Genomic DNA, 24,537 nt, shown 5'->3' on the forward strand with positions numbered 1-24,537 from the left:
TCCGCCCTGCGCGGCCCCCGTCGTACCCGGCCCCGCCGCACCCCGCCCCGCCGTACTCCGGCCCCGGACCCGCCCCCGCGCGGGCCCGGAGTACGGGTGGGAGCCCGCCGCTACGCATGCCAGAGCGAGCCGTGCCGGTGGCGTGCCGGCGGTATGTCCACGTTCGCGGCGTCGGCCGCGGCGGCGACGCCGGCTTCGGCATCCGCGTCGGCCGCGGCGCGTACGGGTCCGGTACCGGCGGGGTGCAGCAGCGCGAGGAGCAGTCCGACCCGGGCCCGCAGGAGCTGTCGTGCCCGGCGTTCCTCGATGGCGGACGCCCATGCGACGGAGGAGTCGCGGTTGTGTCGGGGGAAGGAGCGGACCTCCACCCGGCGACGGACCTTGACCGGACGCGGCCTGGTGGACTCCCGTGCGGCGTCGGCGAATCCGCGGGCGCTGAAGCGGAGGTCGTGGAGGACCACGGAATGCCAGGGGCTGCCCGCCGGGCGTCCGGGCGGTGTTTCCTCACCGTGCGACGGCGGGATGTGATGAGCGGTGCGTGACATGGGACTCCGTCGGTCGCAACCGCCAGGCATTTCCTGGCGGGCTACCTGAAGCCCCTCGGTCCCGTCGCTCGCGCTTCTGACATGCACACACCTTACCCACCCGCGTCCCCGCCCGCGGGGACCCGCGGGCGGTCCCCCGCCCCCGGGATCGTGACGGCCGAAGGGGCGCCGGGGCATCGAGCCCCGGCGCCCCTTCGGTGGATCGTCGCGTCCTGTCAGGATCGGGCCTCGGGCGTCATCGCGCCACTCGGACGGGTCGCGGGGTCGTGGCGCGCGCCGTGACCCCGGGGGCGACAGGGGCCGGGGCGTGGGTGGAACGGCCCCTGCCGCTCCGGAACCGGTACGGCCGCGCGTGCTCAACCGCGGCTGACCCGGAGCTCCTTGATGCCGTTGAGCCAGGCCGCGCGCAGCCGGCGCGGGTCCTCGCCGGTCAGTCGCAGGTCGGGCAGGGCGTCGGCGAGGGCGTTGAAGATCAGGTCGATCTCCATGATGGCCAGTGACTTGCCGAGGCAGAAGTGCGGGCCCCCGCCGCCGAAGCCGAGGTGGGGATTCGGGTCGCGGGTGATGTCGAACCGGCCGGGATCGGTGAACACCTCGGGGTCGTGGTTGGCGGAGGAGTAGAACATCCCCACGCGGTCGCCGGCCTTGATCTTCTGGCCGCCCAGTTCGGTGTCCTGGGTGGCGGTGCGCTGGAAGGACACGACGGGTGTGGCCCAGCGGACGATCTCCTCGGCCGCGGTGGCCGGCCTGGTCTCCTTGTACAGCTCCCACTGGTCGGGGTGGGTGAGGAAGGCGTGCATGCCGTGGCTGATGGCGTTGCGGGTGGTCTCGTTGCCCGCGACCGCCAGCAGCAGGACGAAGAATCCGAACTCGTCGGAGCCCAGGTTGCCCTGGCCCTCGGCGGCGACCAGCTGGGTCACGATGTCCTTGGCGGGGCATTCCTTGCGCTCGGCGGCCAGGTTCATCGCGTAGCCGATGAGTTCCATGGCGGCGTTCGCGCCGACCTCCTCGGTGATCGCGTACTCCGGGTCGTCGTACGCGATCATCTTGTTCGACCAGTCGAAGATCCGGGCCCGGTCCTCCTGCGGTACGCCGATCAGCTCGGCGATGGCCTGGAGGGGGAGTTCGCAAGCGACCTGGGTGACGAAGTCGAAGCTGCCGTCGGCGGACGCGGCCACGGCCTCCTCGGCGATCTTCCGGGCCCGGTCCCGCAGGGCCTGTTCCAGGCCGCGGATGGCGCGCGGGGTGAACCCGCGCTGCACGATCTGACGTACGCGCGTGTGTTCCGGCGGATCCATGTTCAGCATGATCAGTCGCTGGGCATCAATGGCATCACGCGGGACGTGCTCGTTGAAGCGGATGATCGCCGTGTTGGTGGTGGAGGAGAAGATTTCCGGGTGCGTGGAGACGTACTTGACGTCCGCGTGCCGGGTCACGACCCAGTAGCCCTCGTCGTCGAAACCGGTGATGCCCCGCCGCTGCGGGCACCACCACACCGGCGCCGTCTGCCGCAGCTCGGCGAACTCCGGCAGCGGGACGCGGCTTTGGAGGAGATCGGGGTCGGTGGCGTCGAAGCCTTCGGGCAGCGCGGGACAGGGCATCGGGGCGACTCCAAGGTCTGACGGAGCATCAGAAGCTGGCTTGAACGTAGTAACGAGTTCTAGAAGAGGCAAGGGCCGGAACGCCACCTGTTGCGTGTGGAATCCGTGTAAGCCGCGTGCAAGACCCTTGCGTGCCGGGGGTCCGGGTCATAAGACTGCGGGGGAGAACTAGAACGCGTACTAGTTCGGGCGGGGCGCCGGGACGGCCCGCCGCGCTGGCGCTGTGCAGGAGAGGACGAGCTCATGGCCGCGGAACCCGTCATCGTCGAAGCCGTACGCACCCCCATCGGGAAACGCGGGGGCGCGCTGGCCAACCTCCATCCCGCCTACCTCCTCGGCGAGACCTACCGCGAACTGCTCGCCCGCACCACCATCCAGCCCGACTGCGTCGAGCAGGTCGTCGGCGGCACCGTCACCCACGCCGGCGAGCAGTCGATGAACCCGACCCGCAACGCGTGGCTCGCCATGGGGCTCCCGTACGAGACCGCCGCGACCACCGTGGACTGTCAGTGCGGCAGCTCCCAGCAGGCCAACCACATGGTCGCCAACATGATCTCCGGCGGGGTCATCGACGTCGGCATCGCCTGCGGGGTCGAGGCCATGAGCCGCGTCCCGCTGGGATCCGGCTCCAAGCACGGCCCGGGCAAGCCGTTCCCCGACGAGTGGAACGTCGACCTCCCGAACCAGTTCGAGGCCGCCGAACGCATCGCCCGCCACCGCGGTCTGACCCGCGAGGACGTCGACACGCTGGGCCTGCTCTCCCAGGAACGGGCCGCCGCCGCCTGGGCCGAGGAGCGCTTCAAGCGCGAGACGTTCGCCGTCCAGGTGCCCACCACCGAGGCGGAACAGGCGGCCGGGCAGGGCATGTGGCGCCTCGTCGACCGGGACGAGGGCCTGCGCGACACCAGCATGGAGGCCCTCGCCCGCCTCAAGCCGGTCATGCCGACGGCCGTGCACACCGCCGGGAACTCCTCGCAGATCTCCGACGGCGCCGCCGCCGTGATGTGGGCCTCCCGCAAGATGGCGCGCGCGCTCAAACTGCGCCCGCGCGCCCGGATCGTCGCCCAGGCCCTGGTCGGATCCGACCCGCACTTCCACCTCGACGGCCCCATCGACGCCACGCGGGCCGTACTGGGCAAGGCCGGCATGTCGCTCAAGGACATCGACCTCGTCGAGATCAACGAGGCCTTCGCCTCCGTGGTCCTCAGCTGGGCCCGGGTCTTCGACCAGGACCTGGAGAAGGTCAACGTCAACGGCGGCGGGATCGCGCTCGGCCACCCCGTCGGCGCGACCGGCGCCCGCCTGATCACCACCGCACTGCACGAACTGGAGCGACGCGACAAGGAGTTCGCACTGATCACCATGTGTGCGGGCGGCGCGCTGGCCACGGGCACGATCATCCAGCGCCTCTGAGTCCGTGGGGTGGGGGCGGGGCTCAGAGGCCCCGCCCCCACCACCCCGTCACGGCAGCGGCCGGGTGCTCACCCGGTCCAGCAGGATGATGTTCGGGTTGCAGTCCGCCGCCCGGACCGCCACGGAACCGTCCGGCTTCCGGTCGACCAGCAGCAGGCTGAAGTCGGCGAGCGCCTGGAGCTGCGTCGGCTCGACCGCGTACTCGTACACGCGCTGCCGGCCACGGGCGTGACTGGTGCTGGTGCCATCGCTGGTCGTGTGCGAGGTCGACTCGTTCGTCGAGTACGTCGTGCTCGTCGACGTCCCCGTCGTCTCGCTCCAACTGCCACCGGAACTGGTCGAACCGCCCGACGAGAACGGGTTCGGCCCGCTGTCGTAGTTGTTGCTGCTGCCCCAGTTCGACCCCCGGGACACCGACTCGCTCAGCGTGGTGCCCTTGCTCACCGAGGACCCGATGGTCTTGGCGAGGGAGGTCGTGACCGTCGTTCCGTCCGTGTCCGTCAACGAATGCAGGACGAACGAGTACTGGCGACCCAGGAAGTCCGCGGCGATCCCGGCCTCCTGGTGGTTGCCCAACCTCATGAACCCGACCGTGCCACCACCGATGACGTCCTGCGAGCTCTCGCGCAAGTGCGGGTGCAGGACCGTGAGCTGCGCGCCGCGCCGCTCGCAGACCCCGGCCAACTGTTCCAGATGGCGCCGCTGGATGCCCTGTTCCCCGAGCGCGACGACCACCGACGGCGCCGTCTCCGGGAAGGAGGCCAGCCGCCGGGTCACGCTCTGCACCGCCAGGTCGGCCAGCATCTCGGTACTGGCCGATCCCGTGACGAAGTCCAGCGCGATGCAGGTCAGGTAGCCCGGACCGCGCCCGGCGCGTTCCGCACCGAGGCGTTCCAAGGGATGCAGGAGGGACGCGAGCCGCAGCAGGCTGTCCCGCATCTGGTCCTTGTTCTTGTCGCCCACCAGGTCGTCCGCGATGCGGTTGCGCTCCGCCCGCGTGAGGGCCTCGGTGTCGTCGATCTCGCCCATCAGCGCCCGCAGACCCGCACCGAGGCGAGCCGGCGTGACGTCGGCCCCGAGAGCCCCGCAGAGCTGCTGGAGGATCCGGGTGTCGAGGGCCCGACCGGCCCTGTTGGCCTCGGAACCGTCGGCGTGCACGGCCTCGACCAGGCTGTCGACCAGCTCCAGCGAAGTCAGGCCGCTCACGATCCCGCTCTCGGCCATCCGGCTCGGCAGCAACTGCACGTCGACGGCCACGTCGGCGAGCTCGGCGAGCGCGGCCAGCTCCTGGCAGATGAGAGCCTGCGTCAGGTCGACGACGATCAACGGCTGCTGCTGGAGCGTCGAGGCGCCGAAGACCGTGAGGAACCCCTCCCGGCTGCGCTGGCTGCCACCGAAGAGGTCCAGGCGCCGCGCGTTGGGGCCCGCCGGGAGCGCGCCCCACGCGTCGTGGCCGCGCACCCACGCGTCCTGAGCCGCGGCGTGCTGCGTTCCGCGCTGGTGCCAGTCGTGCCAGGCGTACTGGAAGTGCTGCTCCAGTTCGGCGTGCTTGGCCTCCAACTGCGAGGTGGCCGTCGTCGCCGTCCGTCCCGAGTGGACGACCAGGACCAGGCACACCGCCACGGCCGCGACGGCCAGTACGGCCATGGCCGCGCCGGCCGCGGCGGTCAGCAGCAGGAACAGCAGCACGATGCCGCCGCCGGCCTTGGTGACGGAGGCCTTGCGCGCCTCGTGGGCCAGCCGGGCGGCGTGCGCCCGGTTCTGGTACGCCACGGGCACGGGATGGCGGTGCGGCTCCGGCTCGGGGAACGGCGTCCGCAGCGACTCGGGGTCGCGGTAGGTCCACCCCAGCCGCTGCCCCGGCTCGAAGAGCCGCAGGAAGTGCTCGGGCAGGGGAGACCCGGGCGGACCGGCCGGGAACTTCGTGGCGGTATCGGTCTGCGGGGACGTCATGCGACCGGACCTCCGGTCGGTGCGTGGGGCCCGGTGGGCCCTGCGGGACCGGCCAGGAACGGCTCCAGGGCGCGGATGCGCTGGACCAGCGGCGGGTGCGTGGCCATCAGCCGGGCCGTCAGGCGCTGCCCGCGGTGGTCGTCGTCGTGGCCCTGGTCGTGCCATCCGGTCAACGTGGCCAGCAACAGCGGACCGTAGCCGATCTCCGCGGCGAACCGGTCGGCCCGCAGTTCACCGAGCCGCCCCGCCCAGGCGAGGAGGAACGGGACCGCGAACAGGGCCAGCGCGGGCGGGAAGGCCGCGGCCAGGGCGATGGCCACCGCGCCGACGATCAGGGCGAAGAGCAGCGCACCGAGGCAGGCGATCTGCGCGGCGACCAGGAAGACGAACGTGACGACGAACTTCACGACGTACATCACGATCCGCGCCGGGAACGCGTACCAGACGCCGAGCAGCCCGGACCAGGCGTGGCCACCGACGTGATGTCCCAACTCGTGGGCGAGGACCGCGGCGAGCTGATCCGGCGGCAGGCCGTTCAGTGACTTGCGCGTCACGCTGACGATGTGACCCGCGGCGGCGAAGGCGTTGACCTGGTCGCTGTCCTCGACCCACAGGTCGTAGCCCGAACCATCGACCCCGGCCTGCCGGGTGACGCTCTCCCAGAGCGGCTGGAGCCTGGCCAGCTCGGCCCCCGTGGGTTCGCGGACCTTGAACAGGATCCGGGCCAGGGCACGCTCGGTCGGGCGGTGGAACATCAGCGCGCCGGACGCGAGCCACGCGCCGATGAAGAGGAGGTTCACGCCCGGCGGCATCATCCGGGAAATGAGCCAGATGATCAGGAAACTGCCCCCGAACAGGGGCAGGTTGAGCAGGAGCGTGGTGATGGACGACGAGTCCGCGCCGCGCCGCACGGGCGGCGGGGCCGTCGGGTCGTACAGCGGCGCGTGGGCGGGGGTCCCGCCGGCTATCGGCGGCTGCCCCTGCTGCGGGTGCGCGAGAGCGGGTGCCACGGGCGGGGGAGGCGCGCTCGGGGCCGGGTAATGACCGGGTACCTGTCCCTGCGGGGGCGCCGGAGGGTGCCCCGTGCTCTGGAAGCCCGGGGTGGGCAGCCCCCCGAAACCGCCGGACGCGGCCGGCCGGCCGTAGGGCGCGTACGGCTGCTGCGGTTGCGGCGGACCCGCCGGGTGGCCCGCGGCCTGCGCCGGGGGCGCGGCGGGGTATCCCGGCGGCTGGGGCGGGGGAGCCGCCGGGTGGGCGGGCGGCTGGTGCGGCGGCGGGCTCGGCGGTGCGGTCGGGTACGCCGAAGTCGCGGCCGGGTGCGGCGAAGGTCCGGTCGGGTACGGGGGAGGCGCGGTCGGGTACGGGGGAGGCGCGGCCGGGTGGCCGGGGGGCTGCGCGGCAGGCGCCGCCGGGTACGGCCGGCCCTGCGGCGGGTGGGGGCGCATCCCCTGAGGTACCGCCTGCTCCTGCCCGTACGCGGGCGACGGCGGTGCCTGGGGAGGGTTCGGCGTGCCGGATTCGGCGCCACCCGAAGGGTCTTGCGGCTGTCGAGGATCGACGGGTTGGTTCACGTAAGTCCGCCCTGTTGGTGCAAGGCGCGCAAATGGCGCTGGTATCGAAACAGTTGGACAGATGCCGACCCGGCAGACGATCCACGGGACACCCCAGTGATTCGACTCGCCCCCGAATCCGCCGAAGCGGAGAGTCATTCATCGGCCTGTAGGCGAGACATGCTGCATCACCCGTGACGCGGCGTCCAGTTCACTTCCGCGTACTGGACGGCCTCGGCGCAAAGGTGGGAAGTGCCGCTTGATCGACTCTAGGATGTGCTCCACGAGACCGATCGACTGGGGGGCGACTGTGTCGACGATGCCGCGCGAGCACAGCCGGACCGGGTCCGGGGACGGCGAGGCATGGCACCGACTGCTGAGCATGCCCACGTACGCCCTGGCCGAGGTGCCGCGCCGGCGGCCCGACGCGTCCCACCCGTCCGGACCCGACGACGACCTGCGCGGACATCGGTACGCGGCCCTGGTCTCCGCCTTCCACGCCCGCGACCCGTACGACCCGGGCCGCGGCGGCGTCCTCCTCGGCTGGTCGCGGCCGTCGGCGGCCCACCCCCTCGACGTCTTCCTCGGCGGCGCCTCCCTGGCCGGCGGTGACGATGCCGCAGACCCCGGCACCGCCCTGCTCCGCCTGCCCGCCGGAGCCCGCGCACGGCGGCAGGCCCCGGGCGCCATCGCCGGCACGCTGGCGCACTTCCCCCACTGGACCGCCGTCGCCGGAGTCGCCGACGGGCTCCTCATCGACGACGAACACCGGGACCAGGCGGCGACCCGACTGCGCCCCACCCTGGAGGACTGCCTGCTCGGCGTGTGGCAGGACGCCTTCGCCTGGCTGGTGCTGGCCGACCCGGTCCCCCCGGGCGAGCTGGAGGAACTGACCGGCGACACCGCGGACCGGCAACGCCGGGCCCAGTCCAAGGCGGCCGGCTCGCCCGAATACGGCCTGGACGCGGCGCGCCTGGAGCGCCGGCACAAGGAACTGGCCAAGGCCGCGGCCACCGGCCTGTGGCGCATCCGCCTCCTGGCCGGTGGCCGGACGCCCGAGGACGCCCAACGCGTGGCCGCCCTCGTCTGCGCGTCCGCCGACCTCGAAGGGCTCCCGTACGCGCTCAAGCCGACCGGGCAGGTGGGCGACCTCCCCACCGTGCTGACGACCGGCCCCGACGGCCGTCATCTGCCGGAACCCGGGAGCACCCCGTTCCACGGTAGTTCCGAGCTGCTGGCCGCCCTGGCCCGACCCCCGGCCCACGAGGTGCCCGGCGTACGGTTCGCCCTGCGCCCCGACTTCGACGTCACCCCCGAACACGGCGCGGCACGCGCCGCTGCGCCGGGAGCCGGGCCGATCAGGCTCGGCACGATCCTGGACCGCAACCGCGGCCCCGTCGGCGCCCTGGACCTGCCCCGCTCCACGCTCAACCGGCACACCTTCGTCTGCGGGGCGACCGGCGGCGGCAAGTCCCAGACCGTACGCGGCCTGCTCGAAGCGGCCACCCGGGAGGGCCTGCCCTGGCTGGTCGTCGAACCGGCCAAGGCGGAGTACCGGTTCATGTCGGCCCGTCTGGGCGACGAGCACGAGGTCATCGTCATCAAGCCCGGTGACCGCGACGCCCTTCCCGCGGGCCTGAACCCGCTGGAGCCTTCCGTCTTCGCGAACGGTGAACGCTTCCCCCTGCAAACGCACCTCGACATGGTCCGCGCCCTCTTCCTGGCCTCCTTCGACCCGCAGGAGCCCTTTCCGCAGGTGCTCAGCGCCGCACTCACCCGCTGCTACGAAGACCTCGGCTGGGACCTCACCCTCGGCGAACCCCGGCACGCCGGGACCGAACCGCGCTACCCGACGCTGGAGGACCTGGAACACACGGCCCTTCAGATCGTCGCCGAGATCGGCTACGGCAAGGAGATCACCGACAACGTCCAGGGCTTCATCAAGATCCGCCTCGCCAGCCTGCGGCTCGGCACCACGGGCCGGTTCCTGGAGGGCGGCCACCCCATCGACTTCGGCGAACTGCTCAGCCGCAACGTCGTCTTCGAGATCGAGGACGTCGGCGACGACAAGGACAAGGCCTTCCTGATGGGGACCATCCTCATCCGGCTCGTCGAATACCTGCGGATGGAACAGCGCACGACCCGCCGGATCTCCTTCCCCCTGCGGCACCTGACCGTCTTCGAGGAAGCCCACCGGCTGCTGCGCCGCTCGGAGGACGGCGGGGCGAGCGCGCACGCCGTGGAGATGTTCGCGGGGCTGCTCGCCGAGATCCGCGCGTACGGGGAGGGCCTGGTGATCGCCGACCAGATCCCGGCCAAACTCGTCCCCGACGTCATCAAGAACACGGCCGCCAAGGTCGTCCACCGGCTCCCCGCGCAGGACGACCGCGAGGCCGTCGGCGCGACGATGAACATCACCGAGGCCCAGTCGGAGTACCTGGTCACCCTGAAGCCCGGTGAGGCCGCGGTGTTCACCGACGGCATGGACTATCCCCTGCTGGTCCGCATGCAGGACGGCACGGCGCGCGAGGACGCCGCGGCCATCCGCCCCGCGTCCCCGGCCCCGATGGTGACCGCGCGCAGCGGCGCGTGCGGCGAGGGCTGCTCGACCGCCCCGTGCACGCTGCGACAGCTCCGCACCGCGGAGCGCCTGACCGACGAGGTCGAACTCCGCATCACCCTGTGGGCCGAAATGGCCGTGGCGGCACACCTGTTGGGCTGGATGACGCCGCTGCCGGGCGAGGCGATGCGCCGCTCGCTGGCCCCGTACCGGACCGACGGGCGGCGCCTGGTGGAGTGTGCCATCGGCCAAGCAGTGGACCGGGCCGTGCACAGCCGCGTCGGAGCTCCCGGCTCACCGGGGGCCCTGGCCGGGCACGTCGCCGCGATGATGCGGGCACAGCTCGACGGCCACGACCCGTGCCCGGTCGCCGAGCCGCGCTGGAAGGCCCGCAAGGGGACGAAGACCCGGCAGTACTACCACGGGCGCGGCACGCCGTCCGTCCTGGAACGCACGGTCGGCTGCGCGGACCCGTCGGAGGACTGGTCGAAGCGCTTCGCAGCGGTACTGAAATGCTTCGAACGTCGGCCGAGCAAGCCAACCGTGCCCGAACCGTTCATGGGGGACGCGATATGAGCGAGCTCGACACGGCATCCTCGGACGCCCCACAGCCACCTCCACCGCCGGACCTCCCGGAGCCGGTCGGCGAACCCGAGGAGGCACCGGAGGCGACGGCGGAAACCGCCGATGCCCCGTCGACGGACGACGACGCCGAGCCCGAGGCGCCGCATGACCCGGAGGGTTCCCAGGAGCGGGAGACCCCGGACGGTTCCGAGCACCCCGAAGACGCGGAGGACCCCGAAAAGCGCGAGGCCCCGGAGGACCCCGAGGCGCCGCAGGAGCCGGACGACCCCGACGCCGCCGAGGAAGCGCAGGAGCCGGACGACGCGGACGAGCCCGACGCCCCGGAGGAGCCCGAGGAAGCGCAGGAGTCGGACGAGCGCTCCGACCCGGAGGCTCCGGAGGCCCCGGAGGAGGCGTCCGAAGCCGTTGGGGAAGACGGGGACGTCGATGCCATGGAGGAGCCCGCCACACCCGGCGATGACGTCGAGCGCGAGTTCGACGTGCCCGACGGCGATCAGGGTGACGACGAGGGTGAGTCCGACGGCGACGCGCACAGCGACGACGACGAGAGTGACGAAGAAGAACGTCCGGCAGCGGAAGCGACATCCGACCGGGAGATACAGGAATCCCCCGACGAGGTCGAGGACGACGAGCCGTCGGGCGCACCCGACGCGGTGCCGGAGGGCGACGCCGAGAACGACCTGGATGGCGCCGAGGAAGCGGTGGCTTCGGATCGCGCCGAAGAGGAGGAGCCCGAAGGGCCCGGTGGCGAGGTCGGCGCCGACGACGATGGGGAACGACCGGGGCGGGCTCCCGAGGCGGCGAAGGCGGAACCGGAGGCGGACGCCCATGTGCCCGAAGGCGATGCCGACCTCCTGCGCGCCGATGCGAACGACGACCAGGGGGTCGCGGCCGGTGCTTCGGAAGGCGATCCGCGTGACGGGACCGACGACATTGCTGGGTCCGACGAGGTCGACGGACCGGTGGGGGAGAACAGGTCCGAGTACGCGTTGGAGCGCGAAGAGGGGCCCGAAGGCGGAGTCTTCGGCCGCTGGCGCGATGCCCTGTCCCTGGGGGACAGGGCGAACGACACCGCCGTCGACAAACACGCCACGGTTGACCGGCCCGATTTCCCGGAGGAGACCCGGAAGGGAAAGTACGAATACGGCACGCCGCTCGACGGCCCCGACGGCAAGCGAACGCCCTTGTTCGACGGCCCGCCCAGGCGTGAACAGGCACAGCAGGGAAGCCTCGGGGACTGCGGAATCATTTCCGCCATGGGTGCGGTCGCCGGACACCGTCCGGAATCGATCTCCGAGAGGATTCGCGAGAACGGCGACGGCACTTATGAAGTGACCCTCCACCAGACGAAGCGTTCCCGATACGGCGACTGGTCCCATTTCGAGCCGACAGGGGCGATGGCGGTTCTGACCGTCACGCCGGATCTTCCGGTATTGGCAGCCTCGCCCGACCGGCCGGCCTACGCGAAATCCGGTGTCGGTGATGCGGCGTGGGTCCCGATTCTGGAAAAGGCGATCGCGGGAGTCGACGCGACATGGGGGGACGAACACTTCAAGTCGTCGGCGGAGGGGTACAGCCGCCTCGATCGCGGAAGTTTCCCCAACCATCGTGCAGAACTGCTGACGCAGCTCACCGGTGAACCCGCCTACACCGATGATTTTCCCACCCAGTACGACATGGATGGCCGTAGCCCCGATCGGCAACTGATCGACACGCTAAGGGGAAAGCTCGCAGAGGGGTGCCCCGTCCTCGTAGGTACCGTGAATCTGAAGCTGGAGGACGAGAGGGATCTCCCCAAGGGTCTCATCGATGGGCATGCCTATGAGGTGACCGAAGTGGATGGGCGAGGGCAGATACATCTGCGTAACCCGCACAACAAGTCACACCCCGACCCTCTGACGCTCGATGAATTCCGAGAGAACATCAAGAACCGCTACACGACGATAGGGCAAATTTGATGGACGATGAAATCTTCCTTCGCCACGGAGTTCCCGAGGAGCGGGGCGATGTGACGTACATCGTGCGCCGTGTCCGCGCTCCGGAGGGAGGTCCGGTCTCGGTGGCCCTCGTCGTCGCTTCCGAGGGGGAGCAGAATCACGATCTGATCATTGGGGACGTGTTTTCCGTAGGGGATGAGGTGTGGTCCCTCGACCGCGTCGAGAACCTCCCGCGCCCGGACTGGTGGGTTGTCCTCCGTAAAGTCCATTAGTCATCACAATCGGTGAACCTACCCAGGAAAGTAAGAGGTCATGGCGAAAGCAGAGTTCTACGTGTCGGCCGACGTGGAGGCGGACGGGCCCGTGCCCGGGCCGTACTCGATGTCGAGCTTCGGGCTGGCCGTCGCGGGGGTTCGGGACGGGGGCGGGTTCCGGGCGGTCGATCCGGCCGAGCGGACCTTCTACGCCGAGCTGAAGCCGATCGGTGACGACTTCGACCCCGAGGCCATGGCGGTCAGTGGCCTGGACCGGGACAAGCTGGCGCTGGAGGGCCGGGATCCGGCCGAGGCCATGAACGCGGCGGCGGCCTGGCTCGCGGCCGTGTCCGAGGAGCTCTCCGCGACTCCCGTGTTCGTCGCCTACCCGCTGGGCTACGACTGGATGTGGATGTACTGGTACTTCATGCGGTTCGCCGAGGCCGGTTCCCCGTTCGGGCACTCCCGCTGCATGGACCTCAAGACGCTGTACGCGGCGAAGGCCGACGTGCCGCTGCGCGACGCGACGAAGCGGTCGATGCCGAGTCACCTGCTGTCCACGCGCCCCCACACGCACAACGCGTTGGACGACGCGATCGAGCAGGGCGAGCTGTTCCAGAACCTCATGCGCTGGGAAGGCTGACGCACCCGGGCGGACGGCGGACGGCAGCCGCGGACGGTGGTACGGGTTCGGTGAAGGTCCGGATACGCAAAAACGCCCAGCCGGGGTTCCGGCCGAGCGTGCGTGCGTCTGTGCGTGGGCGTGTGTTTCGGGGTCCGCCGGTGGCTCAGTACCAGTGGTGGGTCTGCCAGAAGTTCCAGGCGCCGACGGGGCTGCCGTAGCGGGAGTTCATGTAGTCCAGGCCCCACTTGATCTGGGTGGCGGGGTTGGTCTTCCAGTCGGAGCCGGCCGAGGACATCTTCGACGCCGGGAGGGCCTGGACCAGGCCGTAGGCGCCCGAGGAGGAGTTCGTCGCGGTGTGGTTCCAGCCGCTCTCACGCGAGACGATGTTGTTGAACGCCGCGAACTGTGCCGGGTCCTTGATCATCTGCTGGGCGACCGCCTTGGCGCTCATCGGTGCCGCCTGGGCGGGGACCGTGGCGAGCATGGAGCCGGCGACGCCGAGGGCGACGACGGTGCCCGCGAGGGCCTTCTTCGAGGCGGCGATGCGGCGGATGACGGTGTGGGACACGGATGCACCTTTCGAAGGGGACAGGGCGGTCGCCGCACACCGAAGGCGTGCGTGAGCCACTCACGCGGTGGAGAGGGGTTCGTCGGCGGCGGGTGAAGCACCCGGGCCGCCCGGCGACTCATCCAGTTCTACCGACGCCCCACCGACCTGGCAACGAGCCCGATTACTAGCCGCCGTCGCAGGTGGGGACCAGCGACCCCCCTCGGCTGCCGTTGGCATCGATGCAGGTGGGAGTCGGTTTCACGGGGGTCGTTCGGGCCGCCCGGGGGCTACTATCGCCGTTCGTGTGTGACGTGGGTCCTATGGGGCGGGTCACCCCGCGGGCCCCCGAATCTCACTCCGTGTCGCGACCCGTATCCCTTCGAGGAGCCCGATCGGATGTCTTGATTGCACCGGTTTCGAAGGAGATGGGCGGGTCGAAGGCTGCTTTTCGTGTGGCCCGCCGCATGGCCTTCAGCAGCGTGGCGCCCAGGGTGAGGGTGAGGACGACGGTCAGTACGGCCCGGCCCAGGTCCCAGCCCACCGAGGTCGCCAGGCAGTACGCGACGAAGCGCGCGAGGTTCTCCGCGACGGGATCCCCGGGACGGAACGAGATGCCCTGGCCCATTCCCTGCAGGATTACCCAGCCCTGGAGGTTCATGATCGTGCCGTACGCGAACGAGCCGAGGAACCCGTAGGCCGCGAGCATCGCCAGCTCGGCCCGCCCCCTGATCCGCACGGCACCGGGCAGCAGCCCGGCGCCCAACGAGAACCAGCCCAGGGCCAGCATCTGGAACGGCATCCACGGCCCCACCCCGCCCGTGAGCAGGGCGGACGCGAACATCGTGACGGACCCCAGTACGAAGCCGAAGCCGGGGCCGAGCACCCGGCCGCTGAGCACCATCAGGAAGAACATGGGCTCCAGCCCGGCCGTGCCCGCGCCCAACGGTCTGAGCGCCGCCCCGACGGCGGCCAGGACGCCCAGCATCGCGACGGCCTTGGCGTCCATGCCCTGGTCGGCGATGGTCGCGACGACGACGGCCACCAGGAGCGGGAGCAGGGCGGCGAAGAGCCAGGGGGCGTCCTGCGAGTGCGCCAGTCCGGACTGGCGGTCCGCGAGCAGGGGCCAGCCGAAGGCGGCGATGCCGATGAGGGTGACGAGAACCAGCGCGGCGGCGGCGCGGGGGCCGACGCGAACGGGACGGTTCGAGGCGGGGCGGTTCGAGGTGGAACGTTTCGTGGTCGGAGGCGTCGGAGCGGAGCCGGTCACGGCGTGCCCTCCCCGTCCTGCGGGGGCGTCTCCAGGGCGTCCGCGTCCATGGCAACCGCGTCCAGGGCGTCCGCGTTCAGGGCCGCCGAGACCTGTGCGACGGTGAGCCAGTGGCCGGGGGCCAGGATCTTCGCCACCTGCGGGGCGAACGCGGGGGAGGACACCACGACCTCGGCGGTCGGGCCGTCCGCGACGACCTCGCCGCCCGCCAGGATCACGACCCGGTGGGCGAGATCGGCGGCGAGTTCGACGTCGTGGGTGGCCAGCACGATGGCGTGGCCACGGCCGGCCAGCTCCCGCAGCAGCCCGACCAGCCGGGCCTTCGCGGCGTAGTCCAGGCCCCGGGTGGGTTCGTCCAGCAGGAGCAGGGCGGGACGGCCCGTGAGGACCAGGGCCAGCGCGAGGGTCAGGCGCTGCCCCTCGGACAGGTCCCGCGGGTGGGTGTCGTCGGGCACGTCGGGCAGCAGGGCGCTCACCAGACCGCGGCAGGTTCCCGGCGCGGCTCCGGCGTCACCGTCGGCGGCCGCGCATTCGGCGGCGACGGTGTCCGCGTAGAGGAGGTCGCGCGGCTCCTGCGGTACGAGTCCCACCCGCCGCACCATTTGGCCCGGCGGGGTGCGGTGCGGGGCCAGGCCGCCGACCGTGACGGAGCCGGAGGACGGGGGCAGCGTGCCGACGAGGGCCGCGAGCAGGGTCGACTTGCCGGCGCCGTTGCGGCCCATGAGGGCGACGGTCTCGCCGGGTGCGACGGTCAGGGTGACGTCACGCAGCACCTCGACCCGTCCGCGCCGGACACCGAGCCCGCCGACGACCGCTGCCGGCCCGCCCCCGGCGACGCCCGTACCGTCGAAAGCCGAAGCCGAAGCCGAAGCCGAAGCCGAAGCCGAAGCCGAAGCCGAAGCCGAAGCCGAAGCCGTACCAGGGCGGCCCCGTCGTCGCAGCCGGCCCAACAACCGTCCGACGCCGGAAGCCTCGACCGCGTGGGGAGCGCCGACCGCACCGTGCCCATCGACGGCCCGGGCCGTATCGGGAGCACCCGCACCGGTCACGCCCGGGACCGGCAGGCCGGGAGCCGCGTCGGCGGTGGCGTCCGCAGCGGCCAGCCGGGTCCGCAGGGGTGGGGCCAGCCGGCGGGCGTCGCGGACCGACAGGGGGAGCGGGGACCAGCCGGCGAGGCGGCCCAGGGCGACCACGGGCGGATGGACGGGGGAGACGGCCATGATCTCCGCCGGGGTGCCGAGCACGGGGGCCGCGCCCGGCGACGGGAGCAGCAGCACGCGGTCGGCGTACTGGACCACCCGCTCCAGGCGGTGTTCCGCCATCAGTACGGTGGTCCCCAGGTCGTGGACCAGGCGTTGCAGGACGGCCAGGACCTCCTCCGCCGCCGCCGGGTCCAGCGCCGACGTCGGCTCGTCCAGGACCAGGACCCGCGGGTGCGGCGTCAGGACCGAGCCGATGGCGACCCGCTGCTGCTGGCCGCCGGAGAGCGTGGCGATGGGACGGTCACGGAGTTCGTTGAGGCCCAACAGGTCGAGGGTTTCCTCCACCCGGCGCCGCATCACGGCGGGTGGCAGCCCCAGCGACTCCATCCCGTACGCCAGCTCGTCCTCCACCACGTCCGTGACGAAGTGCGCGAGGGGGTCCTGCCCGACCGTGCCCACCACGTCCGCCAGCTCGCGCGGCTTGTGGGTCCGCGTGTCACGGCCCGCGACCGTCACCCGCCCGGCCAGTCGCCCGCCCGTGAAGTGCGGGACCAGCCCCGACACCGCGCCCAACAGGGTCGACTTGCCGACGCCCGACGGGCCGACCAGGAGCGTCAGCTCGCCCTCCGGGACGACGAAGTCGGCGTCCCGCAGACACGGCCGCACCGCACCCTCGTACGTCACCGACACCTGCTCGAAGCGGATCACCGGGAGGACTCCTTGGACGGTACGGGTGCCACGAAGGCGGGGAGCAGGCCGATCAGGACCGCCGCGGCGGGCCACAGCGGGAGCGTCGGCCACACCAGCGGCACCACCCCCGGCCGCAGGCCCTCCGGATCGACCGAGCCCGCGTGGATCAGCAGGGCCGCGACGGCCGCCCCCGAACCGGCGACGAGCCAGGCCCGCACCCCCCACCGGTCCGGCCGGTAGCGGGTGCGGATGCTGCGGCGGCCACCGAGCCGCAGCCCGGCGAGGGCCAGGACCAGGCCGATGCCCAGCACGGGCAGCCCGTACGCGGCGCCCTCGGCGGCCAGCAGGCCGTACGTGCCCGCGCACATGCCGAGCAGCCCGCCCAGCGTGAGCACGTTGGTGGTGTGCCGGACGGCCGGCGGGACCTGCGCGGTACGGCCGTAGCCGCGCGCGTCCATCGAGGCGGCGACGGCCACCGACCGCTCCAGCGCGCCCTCCAGCACCGGCAGGCCGATCTGGAGGACGGCCCGCACCCCGCCGGTGGGGCGTCCGCGCAACCGGCGGGCGGTCCGCAGCCGGACCACGTCGGCGACCATGTTCGGCGCGAACGTCATCGCGACGACCACGGCGACGCCCGCCTCGTACAGCGCGGCCGGCAGCGACTTCAGCAGCCGCGCCGGATTGGCGAGCGCGTTCGCGGCGCCGACGCAGATCAGCAGCGTCGCCAGCTTCGCGCCGTCGTAGAAGGCGAACACCAACTGCTCGGCGGTGACCCGCCCGCCGAACCGGATGCCCTGCGCCCAGGCGGGCAGCGGCACCTCCGGCAGGGTGAACAGGAGGTGCGCCCCGGGGATGGGGGAGCCGAGCAGCATGGAGAAGACCAGGCGCAGGCCGATGACGAACAGGCCGAGCTTGACGAACGCCCCGTAGGAGCGGGCCCAGGGAGCGTCGGTGCGGCGTGCGGCGACGACGTACCCGGCGACGCCGACGATCATCCCGAGCAGCAGCGGGTTCGTGGTCCGGGAGGCGGCGGTCGCGAGCCCGAGGGCCCACAACCACCAGGCGCCCGCGTGCAGGGCGTTCCCCCGGCCGGCCTCGGGAGCCCGCAGGAGCCCGCCCTTCTCGTACGAGGCCCCGCGCGGCCCACCCACCCGCGACCCGGCACCGGGCCGGACCGGGGGAGCGTCGTCGGCCGCGGGGCCGTGGGGGGCGGGTGCGTCCGGGCGGCCCGTCATCGCCTGCGGCGGCGGGACTGCCAGACGCCGGCCACCGCCAGGGCGGCGATGGCCGCGATGCCCGCGATCAGGCCCACGGAGGGACCGGAGTCCTGCGCGGAGGTGGCCGCCGGGGGCGGGGTCCGCTCGGCCGGACCACCGGAAGCCGTCGGCGGCGCGGGCGCCGTCGAACCGGACCCGGAGTCGGCGACGGGCTCGCCGCAGCCCGCCCGGGGGTAGCCGGAGATCCCGCACAGCATGGCCGCGCCGTTGTAGCGCAGCGGCTTCGCGACCTCGGCCAGCGCCTCCGCGGCCGTGGCCGCCGGGGCCACCTGGGCGCAGGCGGTGCGCGGTCCGTCCTGCGGGAGGCTTTCACCGGCGGGGGCGTCCTCGGGCACGCCGAAGTCGATGACCAGCGCCACCCGCTTCTTCCCGGCGGCCGGAGCGGTGTCCGCGCAGACGGCCTCGAAGTCGGCGGCCGCGCGGGGCTGCGCGGCCTCGGCGGCCGCGTCCTTGCTCACGGAGAAGCGGAAGCCGATCACGGCGCCGTCCGCCGGGCGGGCCGTCGACGGGCCCTGGGTGGCGTAGGCCCACCGGGCGTCCGCGCCGTCCCAGAACGACCAGTAGCGGTAGCTCGCCGCCACGGCCGGGGAGGCGGCGAACAGGGTGAGGACCAGGCCGAGGACACCCAGGACCACGCCGGCGAGCGCCGGCGGACGGCGGCGGCTCACAGCTGGTTCTTCTTGCGGCGACCGCTCAGCAGGATGCCGATGCCCATGCCGGCCGCGGCGCCCGCACCGACGATCCACCAGATGTTCTGGTTGCCGGAGTCCTCGTCGTCCTTGGTCTCGACCTTCGTGGCCTCGGTCTTCGACGCCTGCGGCGCCGGGCCGGTGGCGTTCAGCGCCGACACCAGGTCGGTGCCGCCGAAGGACTTCGGGTCGGTGCCCGTGGCGTGCGCGGCGAGGATCAGGGTGGCGAGTGCGGCCGGGTTGCCCTTGGACCACTCGGCGGAGTTGCCCTTGAGCCACTCCAGCGCGCCCGCGGCCGACTGCCGGTGCCCGGCCGCGGCCAGGGCGATCACGGCGTCGGCGGTGTTGCCGGTGTCGGGGGTCGGCTGGTCGGCGCCCGGGGTGACGGCCGTCAGCCGGCCGTCCTTCTTGAGGGCCTCGGCGAGGTAGCCGGCCGCGCCCTGGGCTGCGCCGGCCGGGTCCGTGGCGCCGGTCGGGCAGGCCAGTGCGGCGGCGGGGGTGTCCGTGGCGGCGGGCTCGACGACGATGCCCTTGCCGAGTCCGGCCAGCGCTGCGGCGGCCGTGGCGTCGGCGTTCGCGGCGAGCTTGCCGTCGGCCGGCTGGTACCCGAAGGCGCCCCGGTCGGCGGCCGGCTCGGTGGCGCAGCCCAGCTGGAAGGAGAGCAGCCCGTCGTAGGCGGACTTGCCGGCCTTCGACTTGACGTCGGCCGGCTTCTCGCCCGCGACGGCCAGCGAGCTGATCACGAGGGAGGTGGAGCTGCCCTCGCTGGGGGAGCCGGGCACGTAGCTCCAGCCGCCGTCCTCGTTCTGGACGGACTTCAGCCAGTCCACGGCCTTCTTCACCGTGGCGTCCTGGCCGCCGAGGGTCTTCAGCGCCTGCACGGCCACGGCGGTGGCGTTCGTGTCGAGCACGGTCGTCGCGTCGCAGGCCTTGGCGGCGTCGGCGCGGAAGGAGGCGAAGCCGCCGTCCGCGCACTGCTGGGCGACGAGCCACCGCACGGCCTCGGGGGACGGCTCGGCGCCGGCCGTCCGCTGGGCGAGCAGCGCGATGGACTGGCGCCACACACCGTCGTACGTCGGGTCGGCCTTGCCGAACAGGCCCGACGGGATGACGGGGGGCGCCGACGGGGACGGCGGCGCGGTGTCGGCGAGGGCTGCGGGGGCGGCACCCACACAGAGCACGGCGGAGGCGGCGAGCGCGGCGGCGCTGCGGCGGACGTTCATGGGGGGCGGGTGCCTCTCGTACTGGGGAACGGAGACAGGCACACGCGGGTACCGGGCTCCGGCTCCGTTTACCTCGACGGTGCCGGCCGCCGGAGGACCCGGCGGCACGAGCCGCGCACCTCCGGTACGGGGCATTCCGGCTTCCCGCGCGGGCGGGTCACGGTTGCGGGTCAGCGCCGGATTCGCACCGGCTTCCCCCCGTACGGAGATGTGGACGACGCCTTCACTCTACCGGCCCGTAACCGCCGGGCCCGGGGGCACCGCCCGCCCGGTGGCGGGGGCGGTGCCCCGCGGGCGGCGGGACCCCGGACCGACGGGGCCGGACCGCGCCGCTCACACGGCCCGGTGCGTGACCGGGTTCGGGGGCTTCCCCCGGCCCGGTGCGTGACCGGGTTCGGGTGGGTCGCACCGCCCGGTGCATACCCGGTTCGGGTGGCTCACACCGCCCGGTACGTGACCGGGTCCGTGCCCGGTACCGCCTCCGCCCGGCCCTGCTTGACCAGCCGCCGCAGGTGCGCCTCCGCTTCCGAGACCGCGATGTTGCGGGACCCGTACGGAATCTGCTCCCAGGGCCGGTTCCACTCCATCCGCACGGCAAGCGCCCACGGGGTCAGCGGCTCGGCGAGCAGCCGCCACAGTCCGGTCAGCCGTTCCTCGTGGTGGTCGAGGAGCTCCCGGACGCGACCGGGAGCGTCGGTGAAGGCGTGCTGGTGTGCGGGGAGCACCTCGGCGGGGCCCAGTCGGGCGATGCGTTCGAGGGAGTCGAGGTAGTCGCCGAGGGGGTCGGTGACCCGCTCGTCGGAGGGGTCCTCGTAGAGGCCGATGTGCGGGGAGATGCCGGGCAGCAGGTGGTCGCCGGAGAAGAGCCGGCCGTTGCCGGGGAGGTTCGCCGGATGTTCCTCCTCCAGGTGGAGGCAGACGTGGCCGGGGGTGTGCCCGGGGGTCCAGATCGCCCGCAGTCGGCGTCCGGGCAGGGGCAGCAGCTCGCCGGGGACGATCTCCCGGTCGGGAACGGCGGCCCGCAACCCGGGCAGCGTACGCAGCCGGCCGCTCGCGCGGGCGGCGCGCAGCGGGGCGACGTGCTCCTCGGGGGCGCCGGCGGCGGCCAGCTTCTCGCTCATGTAGTCGAACCAGACGCCGGGCTCCGCGGAGCGGGTCCGCACGACCACCTCGGTGTCGGCCGCGTGCATCGCGATCCAGGCGCCCGAGGCCTCCCGCACCTGCCCGGACAGGCCGTGGTGGTCGGGGTGGTGGTGGGTGATGACCACGCCGTGCACGTCGGCCACGGCGAGTCCGAGCGCACCGAGCCCGGCGGTCAGGGCGTCCCAGGAGGCGGGGTCGTCCCAGCCGGTGTCGACGAGGACGGGACCCCGGTCGGTGTCGACGACGTGGACGAGGGTGTGCCCCAGCGGATTGTCGGGGATCGGGACCTTGATGCCCCGGACGCCCCCGCCGTGGTCGGTCACCTGCGCGTCGTTCCCGGAGGTGACCCCCGAGGCGGCCCCCGGCGTGTCACCCGACGTGGCCCCGGGGGTTTCCCCCGACGTGTCCCTTGAGGTGTCCTGCGACATGAGGCTCCCCTGTCCGCTGGCGAGAACTTGTTCCAGTAGTAGCCCAAGTCGACCATCATCGGGGCTTCCTGACCAGTCGTTGGATCTTCTCTTCTGTTCGGTCCGGGCCGTGGACTCCTCTAACTAGAACTGGTATCAGTTCTGGAACGCCAAGCCCCAGGAGGCCTCAGCCATGACCGAGCTCGTGGAACACGGACAACTGTTCATCGGCGGCGAATGGACCGACCCGCTGGGCACCGACACCCTGCGCGTCGTCTCCCCCCACACCGAGCAGGTCATCGGCAGCGTCCCCCACGCCTCCCGCGCCGACGTCGACCGCGCCGTCGCCGTCGCCCGCAAGGCCTTCGACGAAGGCCCCTGGCCCCGCATGACCCTCGACGAACGGATCGCCGTCGTCACCCGCATCAAGGACGCCATCGCCGTCCGCCACGAGGAGATCGCCCGCTCCATCAGCTCCCAGAACGGCTCCCCCTACTCCTGGAGCATCCTCGCCCAGGCACTCGGCCCGATGATGGTCTACGACGCCGCCATCACCGTCGCCCGCGCCTTCCCCTACGAGGAACACCGCCAGGGCGTACTCGGCCCCATCCTCGTGCGCCGCGAACCCGTCGGGGTCGTCGCCGCCGTCATCCCCTGGAACGTCCCCCAGTTCGTGGCCGCCGCCAAGCTCGCGCCCGCGCTGCTCACCGGCTCGACGGTGATCCTCAAGCCCTCCCCGGAAGCACCGCTCGACTCCTACATCCTGGCCGACATCGCCCGCGAGGCCGGGCTCCCCGAGGGGGTCCTGTCGATCCTGCCCGCGGACCGCGAGGTCAGCGAGTACCTCGTCGGCCACCCCGGCATCGACAAGGTCGCCTTCACCGGCTCCGTCGCGGCCGGCCGCCGCGTGATGGAGGTCGCCGCGCGCAACCTCACCCGGGTCACCCTGGAACTGGGCGGCAAGTCCGCCGCCGTGATCCTGCCCGACGCCGACCTGGAGACCACCATCGCCGGGATCGTCCCGGCCGCCTGGATGAACAACGGCCAGGCCTGCGTCGCCCAGACCCGCGTCCTCGCCCCGCGCGCCCGCTACGACGAGATCGCCGACGCGCTGGCCGCGGCGGCCGGAGCCCTCGTCGTCGGCGACCCGCTGGACCCGGCGACCCAACTCGGCCCGCTCGTCGCCCAACGCCAGCAGCAACGCTCCCTGGACTACATCCGGATCGGCCAGGAGGAGGGCGCGAAGGTCCTCACCGGCGGCGGCCGCCCGGCGGGCCTGGAACGCGGCTGGTACGTGGAGCCCACCCTCTTCGGCGACGTCGACAACTCGATGCGGATCGCCCGCGAGGAGATCTTCGGCCCGGTCGTCTGCCTGATCCCCTACGGCGACGAGGCGGAGGCCGCGAGGATCGCCAACGACTCCGAATTCGGCCTGAGCGGCAGCGTCTGGACCGCCGACACCGAGCACGGCATCGACTTCGGCCGCCGCATCCGCACCGGCACCTTCAACGTGAACACCTTCAGCCTCGACATGCTCGGCCCCTTCGGCGGCTACAAGAACAGCGGCGTGGGCCGCGAGTTCGGCCCGGAGGGACTGGGCGAGTACCTGGAGCACAAGATGATCCACCTCCCGGCGGGCTACGCCCCCGCCGACGGGACGGGAGCCTGATGGGAGACCTGAGCCGGACGGGAGACCGCTGGCAGGTCGAGGTCGACCGGGGCGTCTGCATCGGCTCGGGCATGTGCGTCAACCACGCCCCCGACGGCTTCTCCCTCGACACGGCCCGGCAGTCCCACCCCCGCACCCCGGAAACGGACGCCAACGAACCCACCCTCACGGCGGCCGAGGGCTGCCCCGTGGAAGCCATCCTCATCACCCTGGCCGCTACGGGCGAACCCGTCTTCCCACCCGAGGAGTAGCCCACCGCGCCCGGGAGCTAGCCTGCGCGGTGCCGCCGGACGCGGTGACGTCCGGCGACACCGCGCACGCGTGCCGCCCGAGGGTGGGAGCGGGACCAGGATGAACGGCACGCGCGGGAACGCGGGAAGCGTCGCGGGCGACGCCGGTGGGGACGACGCTCGTGGGGACGGTGCTGGTGGGGGCCTGCGTCGATTGCCGGGTGGTGCGGGCGGAGATGCGTCGAGCGGCGCTGGTGGGGGCGTGCGTCGTCTGCCGGGTGGTGCGGGCGGTGGCCCGTTGAGCGGTGTGGGTGGGAGCGCGCGGGTTCTTAGGGGCCGGCGGTGGAGGACGGCCGTCGCGGTGGCCGGGTGCGGGGTCGTGGCTTGCCTGGGCCTCGGCGCCGTCGCGGTGGGAGCCGTCGGAGGGCTCGGGGGCCTCGGCTCCCTGATGGGCCCGATGGACTCCTCGGCCCCCGACCCGTTGGACTTCACCCCGGTACCCGCCGACCCCGACGCCCCCTCCCGCACGGGCCCGGACCCCGCCCACGGCAAGGTCATGGCGGAACTCGCAGCCGCCACCGCCGCCGTCGGCCTGCCCCGGGACACCTCGATGCCCCCGACCGACGGGGCCATCGCCGACTGCGTGGCGGACTGGACCGGCACCGGCCCCGCCGACGAAGCCCACCTCGCCGCCCTCGAAGCCGCCCTGGCGGAACGCGGATGGAGGGTCACGGGGCGACGCGGGGGACCGGTCCCGGCGACCCGGCTGACCAGCGGGACATGGACCCTGGAGCTCTCGAACAGCGGCCTCATGGACCTCCTCGCCCTCAGGGCGACCCGCTCCACCCCGACCTGCGACGAAGCCTTCCGCCGCGACGAAGCCACCCGCGAGCCGCACCACGACGGGTGAGGGGGGAGGTGGTGGCGGGTGGTGGGTGGCGGGGCGGGGCGACGGGGGCGGGTAACGGGGCTGCGGGGGTCGGTGGTGGAGCGGTCGGTGGTGGGCGGGGGTGGTGCGTCGGCCGGGGGGTAAGGGGCGGGGTCCTGCTGGTCCGGGTCAGGGAGGGTTTGGGGGGTTCCCGCCGGTCTCATCGTCTCCCCGTGGCGGGCCGGTCCCTCAAGGGCGCTCCTCCTTCGTCGTCGCGTCGCTTCGCGATGGCCTTCGGC

The 24,537-nt window shown here is 72.7% G+C and carries 19 protein-coding genes and 1 riboswitch; of the genes, 8 read left to right on the plus strand and 11 right to left on the minus strand.

What is annotated here, in order from left to right:
* Nucleotides 1-110 precede the first annotated feature (110 nt).
* A complete protein-coding gene (locus ACFVS6_RS30975) occupies nt 111-545 on the minus strand; it encodes a hypothetical protein (protein WP_389709027.1) in 435 nt (144 codons plus the stop codon).
* A gap of 356 nt (nt 546-901) precedes the next feature.
* The gene (locus tag ACFVS6_RS30980) at nt 902-2,146 is read right to left on the minus strand and encodes a cytochrome P450 (protein WP_389709029.1); all 1,245 of its coding nucleotides are present in this window, start codon (nt 2,144-2,146) and stop codon (nt 902-904) included.
* Nucleotides 2,147-2,389: 243 nt separating this feature from the next.
* On the opposite strand from ACFVS6_RS30980, the gene ACFVS6_RS30985 reads away from it, so the two are divergent.
* Nucleotides 2,390-3,559 carry a steroid 3-ketoacyl-CoA thiolase gene (locus tag ACFVS6_RS30985; RefSeq protein WP_389709031.1) on the plus strand — a complete coding sequence of 390 codons (1,170 nt, stop codon included), beginning with the start codon at nt 2,390-2,392 and terminating at the stop codon, nt 3,557-3,559.
* 48 nt (nt 3,560-3,607) lie between these two features.
* On the opposite strand, the gene ACFVS6_RS30990 is transcribed toward ACFVS6_RS30985, so the two are convergent.
* Nucleotides 3,608-5,512 carry a hypothetical protein gene (locus tag ACFVS6_RS30990; protein WP_389709033.1) on the minus strand — a complete coding sequence of 635 codons (1,905 nt, stop codon included), beginning with the start codon at nt 5,510-5,512 and terminating at the stop codon, nt 3,608-3,610.
* Nucleotides 5,509-6,522 (minus strand): M48 family metalloprotease, encoded by a 1,014-nt coding sequence (locus tag ACFVS6_RS30995; RefSeq protein ID WP_389709035.1) that lies wholly within the window; start codon nt 6,520-6,522, stop codon nt 5,509-5,511. The genes ACFVS6_RS30990 and ACFVS6_RS30995 overlap by 4 nt, the downstream gene beginning before the upstream one ends.
* An 859-nt stretch (nt 6,523-7,381) precedes the next feature.
* On the opposite strand from ACFVS6_RS30995, the gene ACFVS6_RS31000 reads away from it, so the two are divergent.
* Genes ACFVS6_RS31000 through ACFVS6_RS31015 form a run of 4 tightly spaced genes read left to right on the plus strand, consistent with a single transcriptional unit; the run spans nt 7,382 to nt 13,041 of the window.
* On the plus strand, nt 7,382-10,198 hold the full coding sequence (locus ACFVS6_RS31000; RefSeq protein ID WP_389709037.1) for a helicase HerA domain-containing protein: 2,817 nt from the start codon (nt 7,382-7,384) through the stop codon (nt 10,196-10,198).
* Nucleotides 10,195-12,165 carry a C2 family cysteine protease gene (locus ACFVS6_RS31005; protein WP_389709038.1) on the plus strand — a complete coding sequence of 657 codons (1,971 nt, stop codon included), beginning with the start codon at nt 10,195-10,197 and terminating at the stop codon, nt 12,163-12,165. The genes ACFVS6_RS31000 and ACFVS6_RS31005 overlap by 4 nt, the downstream gene beginning before the upstream one ends.
* Nucleotides 12,165-12,416 (plus strand): DUF6406 domain-containing protein, encoded by a 252-nt coding sequence (locus ACFVS6_RS31010; protein WP_389709040.1) that lies wholly within the window; start codon nt 12,165-12,167, stop codon nt 12,414-12,416. The genes ACFVS6_RS31005 and ACFVS6_RS31010 overlap by 1 nt, the downstream gene beginning before the upstream one ends.
* Nucleotides 12,417-12,456: 40 nt before the next feature.
* Nucleotides 12,457-13,041, plus strand: a complete 585-nt coding sequence (locus tag ACFVS6_RS31015; RefSeq protein WP_389709042.1) for an exonuclease — start codon at nt 12,457-12,459, stop codon at nt 13,039-13,041.
* A 145-nt stretch (nt 13,042-13,186) separates the two neighbouring features.
* On the opposite strand, the gene ACFVS6_RS31020 is transcribed toward ACFVS6_RS31015, so the two are convergent.
* From ACFVS6_RS31020 to ACFVS6_RS31050, 7 genes are all read right to left on the minus strand, one after another.
* Nucleotides 13,187-13,591, minus strand: a complete 405-nt coding sequence (locus ACFVS6_RS31020) for a transglycosylase SLT domain-containing protein (RefSeq protein ID WP_389709044.1) — start codon at nt 13,589-13,591, stop codon at nt 13,187-13,189.
* Between the two features lie 334 nt (nt 13,592-13,925).
* Nucleotides 13,926-14,738, minus strand: coding sequence for an ECF transporter S component (locus ACFVS6_RS31025; protein WP_389709074.1), 813 nt, complete (start codon nt 14,736-14,738; stop codon nt 13,926-13,928).
* Between the two features lie 98 nt (nt 14,739-14,836).
* Nucleotides 14,837-16,750, minus strand: a complete 1,914-nt coding sequence (locus ACFVS6_RS31030; RefSeq protein ID WP_389709046.1) for an ABC transporter ATP-binding protein — start codon at nt 16,748-16,750, stop codon at nt 14,837-14,839.
* Nucleotides 16,747-17,967: an energy-coupling factor transporter transmembrane component T gene (locus tag ACFVS6_RS31035; RefSeq protein WP_389709048.1), complete on the minus strand. Its 1,221-nt coding sequence runs from the start codon at nt 17,965-17,967 to the stop codon at nt 16,747-16,749. The genes ACFVS6_RS31030 and ACFVS6_RS31035 overlap by 4 nt, the downstream gene beginning before the upstream one ends.
* A complete protein-coding gene (locus tag ACFVS6_RS31040; RefSeq protein WP_389709050.1) occupies nt 17,964-18,677 on the minus strand; it encodes an SCO2322 family protein in 714 nt (237 codons plus the stop codon). The genes ACFVS6_RS31035 and ACFVS6_RS31040 overlap by 4 nt, the downstream gene beginning before the upstream one ends.
* Nucleotides 18,674-19,921 (minus strand): prenyltransferase/squalene oxidase repeat-containing protein, encoded by a 1,248-nt coding sequence (locus ACFVS6_RS31045; RefSeq protein WP_389709052.1) that lies wholly within the window; start codon nt 19,919-19,921, stop codon nt 18,674-18,676. The genes ACFVS6_RS31040 and ACFVS6_RS31045 overlap by 4 nt, the downstream gene beginning before the upstream one ends.
* A gap of 129 nt (nt 19,922-20,050) precedes the next feature.
* A riboswitch (cobalamin riboswitch) is annotated at nt 20,051-20,119 on the minus strand.
* A 239-nt stretch (nt 20,120-20,358) separates the two neighbouring features.
* Complete coding sequence (locus tag ACFVS6_RS31050; RefSeq protein ID WP_389709054.1) at nt 20,359-21,492, minus strand: MBL fold metallo-hydrolase; 1,134 nt, start codon at nt 21,490-21,492, stop codon at nt 20,359-20,361.
* 172 nt (nt 21,493-21,664) lie between these two features.
* Here ACFVS6_RS31050 and ACFVS6_RS31055 point away from each other — a divergent pair, with 172 nt between their 5' ends.
* The 3 genes from ACFVS6_RS31055 (at nt 21,665) to ACFVS6_RS31065 (ending at nt 24,280) form a co-directional block, all read left to right on the plus strand.
* Nucleotides 21,665-23,140 (plus strand): aldehyde dehydrogenase, encoded by a 1,476-nt coding sequence (locus tag ACFVS6_RS31055; RefSeq protein ID WP_389709056.1) that lies wholly within the window; start codon nt 21,665-21,667, stop codon nt 23,138-23,140.
* Nucleotides 23,140-23,391, plus strand: coding sequence for a ferredoxin (locus tag ACFVS6_RS31060; RefSeq protein ID WP_389709058.1), 252 nt, complete (start codon nt 23,140-23,142; stop codon nt 23,389-23,391). The genes ACFVS6_RS31055 and ACFVS6_RS31060 overlap by 1 nt, the downstream gene beginning before the upstream one ends.
* A gap of 358 nt (nt 23,392-23,749) precedes the next feature.
* On the plus strand, nt 23,750-24,280 hold the full coding sequence (locus ACFVS6_RS31065) for a hypothetical protein (RefSeq protein ID WP_389709060.1): 531 nt from the start codon (nt 23,750-23,752) through the stop codon (nt 24,278-24,280).
* Nucleotides 24,281-24,537: the final 257 nt, after the last annotated feature.

The sequence above is a fragment of the Streptomyces sp. NPDC057939 genome (assembly GCF_042887545.1).
Taxonomy (GTDB): domain Bacteria; phylum Actinomycetota; class Actinomycetes; order Streptomycetales; family Streptomycetaceae; genus Streptomyces.

What these genes read in the sequence shown, in the direction of transcription:
- ACFVS6_RS30975 (WP_389709027.1), bottom strand. Translation starts at nt 545, where the DNA reads ATGTCACGCACCGCTCATCACATCCCGCCGTCGCACGGTGAGGAAACA.
- ACFVS6_RS30980 (WP_389709029.1), bottom strand. Translation starts at nt 2,146, where the DNA reads ATGCCCTGTCCCGCGCTGCCCGAAGGCTTCGACGCCACCGACCCCGAT.
- ACFVS6_RS30985 (WP_389709031.1), top strand. Translation starts at nt 2,390, where the DNA reads ATGGCCGCGGAACCCGTCATCGTCGAAGCCGTACGCACCCCCATCGGG.
- ACFVS6_RS30990 (WP_389709033.1), bottom strand. Translation starts at nt 5,512, where the DNA reads ATGACGTCCCCGCAGACCGATACCGCCACGAAGTTCCCGGCCGGTCCG.
- ACFVS6_RS31000 (WP_389709037.1), top strand. Translation starts at nt 7,382, where the DNA reads ATGCCGCGCGAGCACAGCCGGACCGGGTCCGGGGACGGCGAGGCATGG.
- ACFVS6_RS31005 (WP_389709038.1), top strand. Translation starts at nt 10,195, where the DNA reads ATGAGCGAGCTCGACACGGCATCCTCGGACGCCCCACAGCCACCTCCA.
- ACFVS6_RS31010 (WP_389709040.1), top strand. Translation starts at nt 12,165, where the DNA reads ATGGACGATGAAATCTTCCTTCGCCACGGAGTTCCCGAGGAGCGGGGC.
- ACFVS6_RS31015 (WP_389709042.1), top strand. Translation starts at nt 12,457, where the DNA reads ATGGCGAAAGCAGAGTTCTACGTGTCGGCCGACGTGGAGGCGGACGGG.
- ACFVS6_RS31035 (WP_389709048.1), bottom strand. Translation starts at nt 17,967, where the DNA reads ATGACGGGCCGCCCGGACGCACCCGCCCCCCACGGCCCCGCGGCCGAC.
- ACFVS6_RS31045 (WP_389709052.1), bottom strand. Translation starts at nt 19,921, where the DNA reads ATGAACGTCCGCCGCAGCGCCGCCGCGCTCGCCGCCTCCGCCGTGCTC.
- ACFVS6_RS31050 (WP_389709054.1), bottom strand. Translation starts at nt 21,492, where the DNA reads ATGTCGCAGGACACCTCAAGGGACACGTCGGGGGAAACCCCCGGGGCC.
- ACFVS6_RS31055 (WP_389709056.1), top strand. Translation starts at nt 21,665, where the DNA reads ATGACCGAGCTCGTGGAACACGGACAACTGTTCATCGGCGGCGAATGG.
- ACFVS6_RS31060 (WP_389709058.1), top strand. Translation starts at nt 23,140, where the DNA reads ATGGGAGACCTGAGCCGGACGGGAGACCGCTGGCAGGTCGAGGTCGAC.